Source organism: Mycolicibacterium austroafricanum, assembly GCF_000612725.1.
Taxonomy (GTDB): domain Bacteria; phylum Actinomycetota; class Actinomycetes; order Mycobacteriales; family Mycobacteriaceae; genus Mycobacterium; species Mycobacterium austroafricanum.
Window position 1 is genome coordinate 1,399,243 of sequence record NZ_HG964450.1, and the last position, 12,663, is coordinate 1,411,905.

At 65.3% G+C, this 12,663-nt stretch carries 12 protein-coding genes; 2 read left to right on the plus strand and 10 right to left on the minus strand.

Features of this window, described 5'->3' with window-relative positions; translation table 11 throughout:
- Window positions 1–19 precede the first annotated feature (19 nt).
- Window positions 20–1,624 (minus strand): IS21 family transposase, encoded by a 1,605-nt coding sequence (gene istA, locus BN976_RS06595; protein WP_036368805.1) that lies wholly within the window; start codon window positions 1,622–1,624, stop codon window positions 20–22.
- Entirely contained in the window at window positions 1,602–2,069 is a 468-nt protein-coding gene (locus BN976_RS31995) for a MarR family winged helix-turn-helix transcriptional regulator (protein WP_051558306.1), read from the minus strand. Before BN976_RS31995 ends, istA begins: the two co-directional genes overlap by 23 nt.
- A gap of 70 nt (window positions 2,070–2,139) precedes the next feature.
- Between BN976_RS31995 and BN976_RS06605 the strand changes: the two genes are divergently transcribed.
- Window positions 2,140–3,318: a macrolide family glycosyltransferase gene (locus tag BN976_RS06605; protein ID WP_024449040.1), complete on the plus strand. Its 1,179-nt coding sequence runs from the start codon at window positions 2,140–2,142 to the stop codon at window positions 3,316–3,318.
- 327 nt (window positions 3,319–3,645) lie between these two features.
- On the opposite strand, the gene BN976_RS34570 is transcribed toward BN976_RS06605, so the two are convergent.
- From BN976_RS34570 to BN976_RS06635, 6 genes are all read right to left on the minus strand, one after another.
- On the minus strand, window positions 3,646–3,768 hold the full coding sequence (locus BN976_RS34570; RefSeq protein WP_268748842.1) for a hypothetical protein: 123 nt from the start codon (window positions 3,766–3,768) through the stop codon (window positions 3,646–3,648).
- Window positions 3,769–3,949: 181 nt separating this feature from the next.
- On the minus strand, window positions 3,950–4,708 hold the full coding sequence (locus BN976_RS06615; RefSeq protein WP_036368811.1) for a TatD family hydrolase: 759 nt from the start codon (window positions 4,706–4,708) through the stop codon (window positions 3,950–3,952).
- Complete coding sequence (locus BN976_RS06620) at window positions 4,709–6,022, minus strand: hypothetical protein (protein ID WP_051558307.1); 1,314 nt, start codon at window positions 6,020–6,022, stop codon at window positions 4,709–4,711.
- Window positions 6,019–6,816, minus strand: a complete 798-nt coding sequence (locus BN976_RS06625; protein WP_036368813.1) for a hypothetical protein — start codon at window positions 6,814–6,816, stop codon at window positions 6,019–6,021. The genes BN976_RS06620 and BN976_RS06625 overlap by 4 nt, the downstream gene beginning before the upstream one ends.
- A 3-nt stretch (window positions 6,817–6,819) precedes the next feature.
- Window positions 6,820–8,526 (minus strand): KAP family P-loop NTPase fold protein, encoded by a 1,707-nt coding sequence (locus BN976_RS06630; protein ID WP_051558308.1) that lies wholly within the window; start codon window positions 8,524–8,526, stop codon window positions 6,820–6,822.
- A gap of 496 nt (window positions 8,527–9,022) precedes the next feature.
- Complete coding sequence (locus tag BN976_RS06635; RefSeq protein WP_036368814.1) at window positions 9,023–9,844, minus strand: hypothetical protein; 822 nt, start codon at window positions 9,842–9,844, stop codon at window positions 9,023–9,025.
- Window positions 9,845–10,080: 236 nt separating this feature from the next.
- Here BN976_RS06635 and BN976_RS06640 point away from each other — a divergent pair, with 236 nt between their 5' ends.
- The gene (locus BN976_RS06640) at window positions 10,081–11,469 is read left to right on the plus strand and encodes an AAA family ATPase (RefSeq protein ID WP_109489566.1); all 1,389 of its coding nucleotides are present in this window, start codon (window positions 10,081–10,083) and stop codon (window positions 11,467–11,469) included.
- A gap of 277 nt (window positions 11,470–11,746) precedes the next feature.
- Here the strand turns inward: BN976_RS06640 and BN976_RS06645 are convergent, their stop codons facing one another.
- Complete coding sequence (locus tag BN976_RS06645; protein WP_036368818.1) at window positions 11,747–12,307, minus strand: RES domain-containing protein; 561 nt, start codon at window positions 12,305–12,307, stop codon at window positions 11,747–11,749.
- The gene (locus BN976_RS06650) at window positions 12,304–12,645 is read right to left on the minus strand and encodes an antitoxin Xre/MbcA/ParS toxin-binding domain-containing protein (protein WP_036368820.1); all 342 of its coding nucleotides are present in this window, start codon (window positions 12,643–12,645) and stop codon (window positions 12,304–12,306) included. The genes BN976_RS06645 and BN976_RS06650 overlap by 4 nt, the downstream gene beginning before the upstream one ends.
- Window positions 12,646–12,663: the final 18 nt, after the last annotated feature.

A 12,663-nucleotide genomic window follows, 5' to 3' on the forward strand; every position in this document is an offset into this window, starting at 1 on the left:
GGGTCCTTTCGGTTGGCGTCTACTGTGTGCTCCGTCGGAGAAGCTGGTCATAGGCGGTGACTGAGGGCGGGGGCCGCGTGTCGATCGGCAGGTGGGTTAAGCGGCGCTGTGTCAGTGACGACACGGCTGGCATGTCGGTCGGCGGCGGGTCGGCGGTGGTGATGTCGCTGCCAGTCTCAGCGGCTTTGCGGGCTTCAAGGGCAACAGCGTCAGCGGTTAACGCTCCGGCTTGCAGGGCGGCGTTGATGCCGGCAATGACGTGGCGGTGGTCGGTATGTCGGTGCAGGAGAAGGACTTCGATGAGCGCGCGGGTGCCGGCGGTGTCGCCATGGGCTTTGCAGGCTGCAGCCCACCACGCGTCGTGGGCTGCGGTGAAGGTACCTGCTCGGCGGGCCTGCTCTAGTGCTGTCGCTCCGGGCAGGGCGCCGGGCTTGCGGACGAATGCTTCCAGGTAGTGGTCGAGGTCGAGGCGGGAGCCGCCTTTGGTGAGCAATCGCTCGTGGCTGGCGACGAGTGTTCTGCCGTCGTAGACGGTGAGGTCTGATGCGTTGAGGAGTACTCGGGTTTGGCGGCCGATGAGCCGTGAGGGTACGGAGTATCGGTTGGTGCGGACGGTGATCTGGGAGTAGCGGTCCACGCGCGGTGTCACCCAGAGTCCTGTCTCGAACGTTTCTACGGGTAGCGGTTTGAGGAGTTGACGCTCGGCGTTGAAGGACTCGGCCACGGTGTGGGCGCGGTGGCCGATGCGCCGCAGATCGTCGGCCTGGTCGTAGCCGTCGATGAGTTCGTTGAGTTCGTGCAGTGACTCGACTTCCGGTACCGGCACGAGGTGATTGCGGCGGAACCGCCCGATGTCGCCTTCCACACCGCCCTTCTCGTGAGCGCCGGTGATACCTGGCTGGCAGTAGAAGGCGTCGATGTCGAAGTGCGAGCGAAACGCCACCCAGCGGTCTGTTTCGACGCGCTGGCGAGAGAAGCCGATTACCTGTGCCACAGCGGCTTTGAGATTGTCGTAGCGGATCTTACCGGCAGGCACTCCTCCGAGAACCTGGAACGCGTGCGCGTGGCCCTCGAAAAACGCCTCCTGACCTCCGGTTGCAGAGGCACGATGAACCGCTTTGCCCGAGTAGGACATCCGTAGGGAGAACAGGTGGCATGTGGTGAGTTGACCACGTAACCGCACGCCGATCTCACCAAAGTCGACTTCGGCTTCGCGGCCGGGCAAATGGGTTTGCGGAACGAATACCCCGGGTGCGCCACGGCCGCATTCGATGCTGATCTCCGGTCGCCGTCTGGCCACGTATGCCCGCACTACGGGGTAGGACACGTCATCCATACCGAACTCAGTGCGCAGGCGGTCGACGATGCGGGTCACGGTGTGGCGTTGCTTGCGCGGCGCGTCGAGATCGGAACGCAGGATGTCGTCAATCGCAGGTTTGAACCCGTCGAGTTTGGAGGCTCTGGTGGGATAAGCAGCTCGCTGTTGGGGCCAGGCCGATGCGAGGGCGGATTGCACAGTGCGCCATCCGACGCCGTGTTTGCGTTGGATCTCTCGACCGGACAGGCCAGCGCGGGCATCGCGGCGTATCGCCGCGTACAGCTCAACTCGTGAGTTCCGAGTCATCAGCGCCGGTGAACTCGGCCATCGCGTCGATCACTGCGGCCAGGTATGTGCTGATCTGCTGCTGACCAGCCACGTCGTGCCGGTCGCCGATCGAGTTGAGCGCCTCGACGAGTGGGCCGATGGCGGTTTGGGCACGCATGGCGGCCGTGTCGGTGACCTCAAGGATGACTCGGCGTCGATCGTGAGGGTCGCGATGACGCCGAACATAACCGGCACGTTCGAGTCGGTCAGCCAGCACCGTGGCCGAGGCCGACGACATTCCCAAACGCCGGCCCAGCTCGGCCGGTCCCGCGGGCGGTAGTCCCACGAGATGTTGCAACGCCGCCAAGTCGTTGAGGGGCAATCCGAGTTCACGGGCCATCAGTTGATTGATCGGCCCGGCGAGCCGGACGACGAGGGCAACCATGCTGGCCAGATCGATGCGGGTGGCGGTGGCGACAGGCATCGCGCGATCCTTCACTCTGTAAGGTGACTAGACATATCTAGCTAAATCTAGCGGAAACGGCGGCCATCTGATGCATATTCTCTTCACGACGCCACCGGCGCCGGGCCACGTCTATCCGACGTTGCCCCTAGTTGAGGAACTCGTCGACCGCGACCACCGTGTCACCTACATCAGCGCCGCATCGCTGGAAGCGGAGATCGTGCGAGCTGGTGCATTGTTCATCGATCTTGGATGGGAACCCGACACCACCACACTGGCCGCATCAGGATTTAGCGTTGACACTCTCAGCGCTGACCTGCGCGGGTTCCTGGCCGCCGCGCGCACGCTCACTCCCGGCCTGCTCAACGCGCTGGCCAACGATCCCCCCGACGTCGTATGCATCGACAATGTTCCGCTCGGCGGGTTCCTCGTCGAGCAGTTCGCGGCGTCAACGGTCTCTTTGATCGCGAACCTGGCCACCAACGAGGCGTTCCCACCCTCCGAACTGATCGACGGATTCACCCCGCATCACCCCGGTATGCAGCACTACTTCACCGAACTGGCCGACTGGTTCAGCACCCACGGTCTAGCCGTTCCCTTCGGCCCGAGCCGCGATAACGAGCCGGGACCGCCGTCGCTGGTGTTCATACCGCGGGAGTTTCAGATCGCCGGCAACAGCTTCGCCGAAAACGTCCACTTCATCGGCCCCTCGATGCCCAAGCGCGCCCGCCGCACCGCTTCCTGGGCGCCACCACACGATGACGCCCAGGTGCTGTTGGTCTCGTTGGGCACCGCCTTCAACAATCGACCCGAATTCTTCGCCTCCTGCGCAGAGGTATTCGCGGACAGCAGATTTCACGTCGTTCTCAGTCTTGGCACCCATATCGACCCCGCAGACATCGGAACGCTGCCACACAACATCGAGGCCCACCAAACGGTGCCCCAACTCGACGTGCTGCGCCACGCAACCGCATTCATCACCCACGCGGGAATGGGATCAACGATGGAAGCTCTGTACTACGAGGTGCCCACCATCGCCGTACCTCAGGTCCGCGAGCAATCAGTCAACGCCGCCCGCCTCGAATCACTCGGACTCGGAGTTCAACTCCCATCACCCACACCCGGCGACCTCCGCACCCTGACAGAAAAAGTAGCTGCAGACACGGTCATCCGGAGCGGCCTGGCGGAAATGAAAGAAGCGATCAACCGCGCCGGCGGTACAACCGCTGGAACCGGCATCATCGAAGCCGCCCGGCACCAACCGCCGTGACCCCGCGTGACGACCCAGTGACTCCAACATTCACGAACAACCAATCGGTCGCACAGAACGCGACGTCAACGTTCGCGAACAAACGACGTCGAGAAGTCCGCACAAAACCAGAGGTCTTCTTGCCCGCGACAACATGTAACCAATTCTTGGTAGTGGGTGTCGTTGTTTAGGTTTCGGCGGGTATGGCCGACATGCGAATTGCGTTGTCGAACGCTTAGCTGGATAGTGGCCGGCCCGCCTTCGACGGCTTTAGGTTTAGGGTGGCTCGGACGAGTCCGGTGAGGATCATGTCGAGTCCGGTGTTGAATCGCCGGTCGCGGTCGCCGGTCAGGATCGCGATGAGGTCATCGGCCTCAGCGGGCGGATCGTGGCCACTGTCGTGATCTGCTGCACGAGCCAAGCCCACTCGTCGCTGGCCCTGAGCTGAAGAATGGCCTGCTCGTCGATCACGAATCTCGTTGTGTAGGACCGCAACAGGGAAGGAAGCTGCTCTGGGCTTAATTCGAGTGCGGTGACCGCTTGCAGGAGGGTCATCAGCGTTGCCGACAGGTTGAGCGTGGCGGACAGGGTCGCGTACGAGCTGGCCGATGATGATGCCTCCGCCGTCCCGAAATGCCAACACCGCGTGCCCTCAGCTGCTTAACATCTGGACCTGGAACTGCCGCGGCAGCATGTCCTGAACGCCGGTGTCCGCCGCAAGCTGGCTGAGGTTTCTCCACACCAGTCGGCGGACGCCATCGGGCCGAAGGCCAATGCTGTCGCCGAGTCGGCGTTCGACGAGGCTGATGTTGCCGGGCCGTTGTGGTGCTGCCTCGCGGCGGTCGCCGAAGGGGTGATCAGTCTCGGTCAGGAGCCGAGTTGTCGGGACGACCGCGAGTGGGGCCCATCTTCCGATTTGGGACGCGTTGACCGAGAAGTACGCGCCGAGGTCGACGGCGCGTCGGGTCTGCTCGTCGGTGCCCAGCCACCAGTGCAGCACAACGCCTTTGGGTTGATGGCGTTCGATTGTGTCGAGCACGTGGTTTGTGGCGCGGTAGCTGTGTATTGACACGATGCGTGGCGTCTCGACGAGCGCACTGATCACACTGTCGAACACGTCCTGTTGCGCGTCGAGTGGTACTTTCGCGCTTCCGTCCAGACCGACTTCGCCGACGACGGGGGTTGAGGGTAGGGCGGCTTGGAACGCGTCGCGGGAGAAGCCTCGGACGGCTTTGGCGAGACTGGGATGGCAGCCGACACCCCAGGCGACGGAGGGGTCGTCGCGTTGCGCGACGTCGGCGTATTCGGTGAGGCTGCGTGTCATCGCCGCCACGCAGGCGCCGAGGCGATGCAATTCAGAGGGGGCTATGTCGGGTTTGATGTGGGCGTGCATGTCCAGCGGCGTCAGCATCTACGTCACTCCCGCTAGATCCGCCGCCGTGTCCACCACTGCGGCGAGCTCGCGCAGTCCTCGGTTGGCAATATCGAGGGCGTCGTCGAGCGAAACATAGTCGGGCAGCCCGACCGACAGCAGGTCGGCGGCTGTGAATCCTCGACAGCCGGCGTAGCGGACTGTGAGCACTTCGTCTCGTGCTGCTCGCCGCAGCTGGGCGGATTGACGGTTCAGCTCGATCGCCGTGTGCAGATAGATTGTTCGGTCCTGCAGTCCGGCGGCGAGGAAGGCTGACCGGCGCACCAGGCAGCCGAAACACACGCCGCACTGCGTATCGGGGCTAAACCCGGTGCCTGTCGCCCAGCGGACATGGGAACAAGAGTGTGACAGCGCCAGCAACGTTTCGGCGTCCTTTTTGCCGAGAAGCTCGGCCACCTCGGCGTACATCTCTCCTTTGGTGGAGGCTGCGAACGGGTTGCTCACGTCGCTGTACCCGCCGACTGCTGCGATCGAACGCCGCAGTTGGTCGAGCATGACCGGGTGTGTCGTGCGAGTCGACAGCGCGCCGCGACGCTCGCCCGCCAGTGGAGGATTCAGTGCAGCGTAGCCATTTTCGGCCAGCCAGAGCGGGATCGGGGGATCGACGGCGGCATGGGCGAGGCCGAGAGCTATGAAGAGGAGGCTGCGGCTCCGGCGGGTCGCTTCATCACCGAAAGCTACTGCGCCGCCAAGCTGTTTAGAGCGACGCGCGATCCAGTGCTGCTTCATGAACACCTGGTCGGGGAACCGTCGAGCCAGCCACCTGGCCAGCGCCTTCTGGCGGGCCGAGTGTCCGCCCCAATCCCAATGGGAGACCAGCAGGAGGCGTTCTCCCGCGCAGAGCGATCTGACCGCGCCGCACAGCGAGTCGGCGCCGCCACTGAAGAGCAGCACCCGGTCGACCTGCGGTCGGTTGGCTACCTTACGTGCCTTGGCTGTGGTGCGCTTGCGAAAGTTGAGTGTCCAACTGTCGGCGGTCAAAAACTCCAGCGTCGCAGCGATATTCGGGGCGACAGCCTGCCAGTCATCGACGCCATACATCGGGATGTCGAGTTCGATCTCCCGGGCCCAGCCCTTGGGCCGGGGCACGGTGCGATCGGCCAAGAACGTCGACACTGACAGGGCGACGAGGTCGACGTTCGGTTCGGGGACGGCGCCGATGATCGCCAGCTGCGGCCCGAGGCGTGTATGGAACGACGTTTCACTGTGTGCCGCCCGCCAAAGGAACTCACCGTTGGTGAGCGGCCGCTTTCGAGGCCACGTGCCACTGATGATCAATCGGCGGCCCGTCATCTGCGTGGCTGCCCGATTCGCTCGAGGCTCTCCAGAGCTGTTTTGATGGCCTGCTCAAAATCACGGGCTGTGAGCGGGCGGCCCTCGGGCAGGCTGTGCGCGGAGACCGTGGCCTCCAACGCGGCCCGCATCTCCTGCTCGACGCGGAGGCTGTCGTACCCTGTCGCCGAGTGGGAGCGGATGATGTGGCCGGCTTCAGAGATCCACACCTGCCAGACGTACTCGACGACCCATCGGTTCGCCAGGTCGATCGGAGCGGGTTCGGACTCTTCGTTGAGCGCCCAGAGAATGAGATCTGCATTCGCCAGTCGAAGTTCGCTCTCGGCGACGTCACCGCTAGGGCCGGTCGCGGCTTCGAGCAGGCGCTTGGCCTGTTCATGCCGGGACAGGCCGACCAGCTCATTGAGCGAGAGCCCCAGTTCTCCGAGCGTCGCTGCGACCCCGCTCCTGAGGCCGTAGGCGCCCGCCGCTGCACGCCCGCCGGCTGACGCCGCCCGCGCCGTGGAGCGCCCGCGGCCTCCTGTCGCAGTGCCTGCGGAGCCGCCTGCGCCCCCAGTGCCGCCGCCACCCGATGCTGGTCCGCCGCCGCCTGAGCGTGCCAACCTTCGGGCGAGGTCGGCGATCAGAGCAGCGAGTTGGGGATTGGGGAGGGACCGGTCGCCGGGTGAACTTCCGGGCGTGCCGTCAGTGGTGGCCGGCCCGGCCTCGGCCGCGCCGCCGTCGAGCCAGTCCTGGGTCTGGTTGCCGACTCCCGACCAGCCGGGTGATCCGCCGTATGCGCCGGAGGTACCCATCGGCTACTGCTTCAGGGCTTCCTGGCCGGCGTTGCGGACCAGGTCTGGGGCGTCGGGGCTGGCGGTCCACTCTCGTACGAGCTCGGCAAGCTCGGTCGGCTGGTTCTGGGCCAGCAGAGCCAGCGGGACACCTGCGGTCAGCGACCCGTGGGACATGCGCCGCAGTTCCTCGGCGGCGGTAGCGGCGATGGCAGGGGAGTCCGCGAGAGCGGAGATGGATTCGGCGAGCGCCTTCTGCGAGTCAGGACTGCGCTGCTGGCGAAGCGACGTCGCGAGGAACCCGGCGATCACCACGCGCTTGGACTCGTCAAGCTTGGCGGCCTCCCGGGTGGCGGTGCGGCGGGTGGTCGCCGACGACGCACTCAGTTGTGAGGCGATAGCCCGCAGTTCGGGCGGCAGCGCGGCCGCCTCGATGGGCTCACCGCGCAGCGACGCGGCGAGTAGCAGGTATTGGGACAGGTCCTCGCCGGACAGGTCGGGTGCGAGCTGCCCCCATTCGCGCACTCCCTGGCTATGTTCGCCCTCGCCGCTCTCGATCTCGGCGACCTTCTCCGCCACGTTGCCGGCCGCCAGCCAACCGAGCAGCTGGCCGAACAGCTCAGGGTAGTGCAGTTCAGCGAGCATCAGTTTGGCGAGCGCTTCAGGTTCTAGCTTGATGCGCCGCGCTGCGGCGAACGACGTTCGTAGCCAGTAGGCGTTCAGGAAGCGCTTGATGCGTCGGGGGTTACCGGTGGTCTGACGATGCAGCAGCGGGGTCAGCTGTTGCGCGAGGGCGATCTGCTCGCGTCGATCGTCCGGTAGGGCATCGCCGAACCGTTCAGCGAGCTGTCTGCCGCCCGCCGGGCGGGTGTCCTTGATGCGTTCGATCAGTTCGGTGAGTTGGTCGTGGTCGGTGAGCATAAGCAGAGCCAGGTATTCCTCGGTTTGCTCCCGGCTCAGCGCTGGCACGCGGACGGGCACCTGGATGATCTTCTCCATGTAGTTGCGGGCCGTGATCGGCTGGCCAGTCGTGGCGAGTCGTCGCCCGATGGCGTTGGCGACGTTGTCCTCATCGGCGGCGATGACGAATGCCATGCCGTTGACGGACAGAAAGAGCTTGATCGCCTCCAGCGCCTCGACGACAGTGTCGGGCAGTGACCGGTCGAGGTCGTCGACAAGGACCACCACGCGGTCGAGGGGCGCCATTTCTGGGTCGGCCATGAGGTCCTGAAACTGGGTGCGGAAACCCTGCAGCGTCGGGTCGGAGGGCTCTTCTTTTTCCTCGGCGTTCTCGTCGAACAGGTCGATGAGGCCGCCGACGCCGGGGAGGGTGGCCGTCAGCGCTGAGGAGGCCGCCAGTTTCATGGCCTTGGCGAAACTCACTCTCCGGCGCAGCTTGTGAAGCCCTTCCTTGATCTTGTCGAACCGCGACTGGGGTTCCTTGAGGGCTTTCTCCAGACCGGCCAGCACCTCGTCGATCAGCGCTGTCGTCGGGTCCGTCTTGTTGTCGTACTCCCAGGGGCTGATGAGCAGGCACAGCACGTCTTCGCGGGTGTCGAGGCGCTGCTGCAGAAGGTGCAGCACGGTGGTCTTGCCGCCACCCCAAGGTGCGTTCACGCCGACCGTAATCGGATCGAGGTCTCGACGTAGGACGATCTCCTCGACGACGTCGACAACGTCCTCAAAGCCGAGAAGATCCACCGGGCTGGGGTTGTCGTCTCGAAGTGGCATCGCACCATGTGCGCTAGAAGACAGTGGTCCGGTCATCGGCCGGCGCCCTCTCGCCGATGACTCTCGACCCCCACCACGTCTCGATCGACGGCCATCGGTCACCCCTTGTCGCCGGAGGAAATGCCTGAGACTAGCCCGACCAGTCCTCGGGAATGCGGCGGATCGTGAGACCAATTCGCAGCCTTGCATTGAGACATGGCGAGAACGTCCAGCTCATGGCATGCGCCAGACGTCCCCTAGACTGAGCCACACGGCAGTAGGCCGAAGTGATGACCATCGAAATGCCCACCGCTACAGTAGAAACTTAGAGCGTGCTGAGCGTGGACGGCCGATGGCAGTCACAACCGCCGGTCGGCGGGTTCTCGACGCAATCGAGGCATTCGACCGCGACCACGCCGATGGATCCTGACCCGAACCCGGAGGGTGCGCGCACTTCCCAACACACACGCCCTCGCGCCGGTCGAAAGCCACGCCCCTGAACCCAGCCGACAGTTGATCACCGGTTAGGCAGGCGGACCCCGCAGGCTGGACACCAGCGGGCCGGGGTGTCGAACGCAGCTTCGACCGATGTCAGGTCTTCGTGGTGAAGCGTGCATGCCTGGCGAGTCAGATGGGTGCGGATCGTGTCGACGATAAACGCGGCCCGCTCAACGGGCGTGGTCCCGTACCGCTCGGCGCCGATGGTGCCCTCGGCGACGGTGTCACCTTCCTCTACCTCATGCTGCCGATAGTGCACGGTGCCGTCGCTGTCGGTGCTGTCGACGACGGGCACGTATCGGCCGCTGGGCCGGATATCGATTTCGATGCGCCAATGGCCGTGGCGTTCGCGGAATTCGAAGTTGTGGCCGTCTACCTCGCCGGTCCACTGCTCGGGGACCAGGCCACCGTGATTGTGCACGATGACACCCGGCTGCTGTTGGAGCCAGACCTGCAGCTCCGCGTCGGCGGCCTGTTCCTCGGCGCGGATCTGCTGGCCTTCCGGCGAGGCCCAGAACGCCTCCACGCTCGCCCGCCAATCCTTGAAGGCGCGGCGACGAGCGGCGGGCGGGTGGGTGCACAAGCAATCGAACCCGAAATCGTGCAGATCGGTGTCGGGCAGCCGGGGGTGGCAGCCGCACATGCACCGTTCGTCGGTGTCGACGTAGCGCCATACGGTCAGCGCATCCAGCGCCACATCAGCAAGTGTTGTCGCCTCGTCAACGCCGTGCTGGTCAAACACCGCAGCCAGGTGGCCGCGATAGCGTTCGCGCGCTTCACCGCGGGCGCGCTCGACACGCTCCCGGTACTCGATCGAAGGGGAACCCACGAAGTCATCCATCGGAGCTTCAGGCTCGTTGTTCACGGTGTTCGAGGGTGGCACACCTTCGTCATGCTGTCGCCTGAGTTTCGGGCCCGCCGCCCGTGCCATCAGGGGAGGCGCCCGGGGCACCGTGAGAGTGAAGCGCGGACTGCCGCGGCCAGTAGTCGGATCGCGCGCTCATGAAATGGAGTTGACCGGCCACTGGCCAGATGCGAGTCTGTACGGCTGCCCTGTCCCCGAACAACCACGACGCGATGCCCCTGACTGACGATGAACAAACCGATCCGAGTGACGGACTGATCGGCGTCCCCGACACCCAACGGCACCCGATCACCGACGTCGCCGCCTGGCTGGACGGCCTGGACGGCGGCGTACGTCCCGCGCTGCATGCGCTCGGCGAGCTGCTTGTCGGTGTCGCCGAGCGCGACCGCGCAGAAACCGCCGAGCGGTTCACCGCCCGCTGCCTGGGAGTGCCGGATTCGGGCTACCTACTCGACGAGGAACGTCCCCTCAACCCGGTATCGCGGCTGACCACCGCAATGGCGCTCGCGGAATGGATCGACGCGCACGCCCACATTTGTGAGGTCGGCCCCGGCGAGCACACCCATCCACCGAAGTGGACACAAACCGAGATCGGCGGACAGCGCTACCGCCACCCACTGTGCCTGCAGGTGTACTTCCCTGCCGGGACGCTGCTGGACGACACCGGGTGCGTGATCGGCATCGAGACACGCGAGACGATCATGCGTTCGGCCGAAGTGAGCGCCTATGTGACGCCCGAGGCCCAGGACCGCGCCCGCATCGTCTTAGACAGGCTCGCCGAACGAGCCAACGCACTCAACCCCTACCGCGGCAAGGCGGTGCGGGCCACCCACGCCCAAGGGCTGAGTTTGGCCATCATCGACCTGCCTGCGACCGCGACGCGCGAAACCGTGATTGTCGGCGACGAGGTGTGGACCGAGGTCGACCTCGGAGTGGCCGCCGTGCGTGACCGCCACGCTGTGCTCAATGCACACGGGCTCGGCGCGCGGCGCGGCGTGCTGCTGTGCGGGCCGCCCGGCACCGGCAAATCGGCGGTCAGCGCAGTTGTGGCCAGGGAGGTGGTTGGCGAGTTCACCGTCATCTACGTCGAGGCCAAAGCCGGTGAACACCTCTTGACTGCGGTAGTCCAGGAGGCCCAACGCCTCGGTGGTCCGGTACTCCTTGTACTGGAGGATGTCGACCTATGGTGCCGAGACCGCAGCGACGGTGGCAGCGGGTTGTCGGAGTTGTTGCAGGCCATGGACATCCAACCTGATGCCCGCATCCTGACACTGGCCTCCACCAACGACGTCTCGACCTTGGACAAGGCGGCCGTGCGTACCGGGCGGTTCGACGCCATCGTCGAAATCGGCTACCCCAGCCCTACCGACGCGGCCCGCATCCTGGCGGCCCTCATTGGCGACCTGCCCGGCGGACAAGCCGTCGACACGTCAGCGGTAGCAGCCGTGTTACCCGAGCACACCAGCGGCAGCGACATCCGCGAAATCGTGCGCCGAGCCGTGCTGGCCGGCGACAACGGGCACGTCAGCACCGCAACACTGTTGGCGGAGGTAGGCAGCGGCCGCTACCGCGCCTCGGTTCCAGCGGGAATGTACCTCTGATGAGCCAACACGCCCAGCGGGCGATGAGCTCGCAGACCGACGCGATATCCCTGATCTGGGTGTGGGGCGCTCCACGGAGTCGGCTCTCGGCGGCGGTCGATGCGTATCCGGCATCGAGAACATGCTCTGCGGGCTCGTCCGACGCGGTCGCCTGGTGGGGCCCGCTGGGAGTCGGCATCGTCAGATTATCGGCGCATCTCGTCAGCTCGGCCAATGGGGTTTCGATCTCGAGGTGCCGCTTTCGATGCCCGGGCGGTGTTCCTGCAGCCTCCTTGGGTCAGGGTTGTCGCAGTTCGTGGTAGCGGTTGGGGGTCAGCTCCTCGCTGGAGGTGACTTGTAGCTGGCCTGGGCGGGTGCGTTGTTCGTAGGCGGTGATCACCAGCCCGACGCCGCCGGCCGCGGGTACCAAAACTCCCTGGACATGTAGGAACCAGGCGGCATGGCCCACTGCTTGGCAGGCCGACCAGTCGTCTCCATGGATATCGGCATCGTCCAGGCCTACCGCTTCACGGGCTTCTGCGGTCGTCAGATCCAGCACCGCCAGAGCGTCGGCAGCCACGGTGTGCAGCCGGTAGGAGGCTTCGAGCATCTTCTCTGCGGTGGTGGATGCCGCCTGTGCCGCCCGGTCGACTTCGACCATGCACGCTCGGGCGGAATTGGCCAGATAGATCGCCGAGAACAGCGATGCGGGGTTCCACCTGCCGCCGAAGCGCCGCGCCCCCTCACCCGACAGGGGGTCACGGTGGGCGGTGGTGTAGCGGAAGCACGTTCCTGACCACGCGACAGTGCCACGCGCATCGATGCGCTGCACCAGGCTCTCGTCGAGCCCGTTGTTCACACAAAGATCCCTTCGGCCATCGCGTCGATGAGCGCCAAGACCCGCTGATACTCACCGTCGCGTACCAGGTCGGCCGGTTTGGCGTGGGCCAGCAGGCGGTTCGGCGAGAACATCCACACGTTGGCCTGATCGCGCGGGAGTACTTCGGCCAGTGCGTCCGCGACGTAGGCCAATTCGATGAGTCGTTGCTTGTTGAGTCGTTGCGGAACGACCTGACCGGAGGTCCAGCGCGCCACTGAACGCGCGGAGGCGTCGACGATGCCGCCGACCTCCTCGTAGGTCAATCCCAAACGCTCGATCGCACTCGACACGGTCGAGGCGAGCGCGTTAGCTCCCATATCGTCTGCCTGTCTTCC

Excerpts from the sequence above, each read along its gene's own strand:
- BN976_RS06650 (WP_036368820.1), bottom strand. The coding sequence starts at position 12,645 with ATGGGAGCTAACGCGCTCGCCTCGACCGTGTCGAGTGCGATCGAGCGT.
- BN976_RS06605 (WP_024449040.1), top strand. The coding sequence starts at position 2,140 with ATGCATATTCTCTTCACGACGCCACCGGCGCCGGGCCACGTCTATCCG.
- BN976_RS06630 (WP_051558308.1), bottom strand. The coding sequence starts at position 8,526 with ATGCCACTTCGAGACGACAACCCCAGCCCGGTGGATCTTCTCGGCTTT.
- istA (WP_036368805.1), bottom strand. The coding sequence starts at position 1,624 with ATGACTCGGAACTCACGAGTTGAGCTGTACGCGGCGATACGCCGCGAT.
- BN976_RS06615 (WP_036368811.1), bottom strand. The coding sequence starts at position 4,708 with ATGCTGACGCCGCTGGACATGCACGCCCACATCAAACCCGACATAGCC.
- BN976_RS06640 (WP_109489566.1), top strand. The coding sequence starts at position 10,081 with ATGCCCCTGACTGACGATGAACAAACCGATCCGAGTGACGGACTGATC.
- BN976_RS06635 (WP_036368814.1), bottom strand. The coding sequence starts at position 9,844 with ATGGATGACTTCGTGGGTTCCCCTTCGATCGAGTACCGGGAGCGTGTC.
- BN976_RS31995 (WP_051558306.1), bottom strand. The coding sequence starts at position 2,069 with ATGCCTGTCGCCACCGCCACCCGCATCGATCTGGCCAGCATGGTTGCC.
- BN976_RS06620 (WP_051558307.1), bottom strand. The coding sequence starts at position 6,022 with ATGACGGGCCGCCGATTGATCATCAGTGGCACGTGGCCTCGAAAGCGG.
- BN976_RS06625 (WP_036368813.1), bottom strand. The coding sequence starts at position 6,816 with ATGGGTACCTCCGGCGCATACGGCGGATCACCCGGCTGGTCGGGAGTC.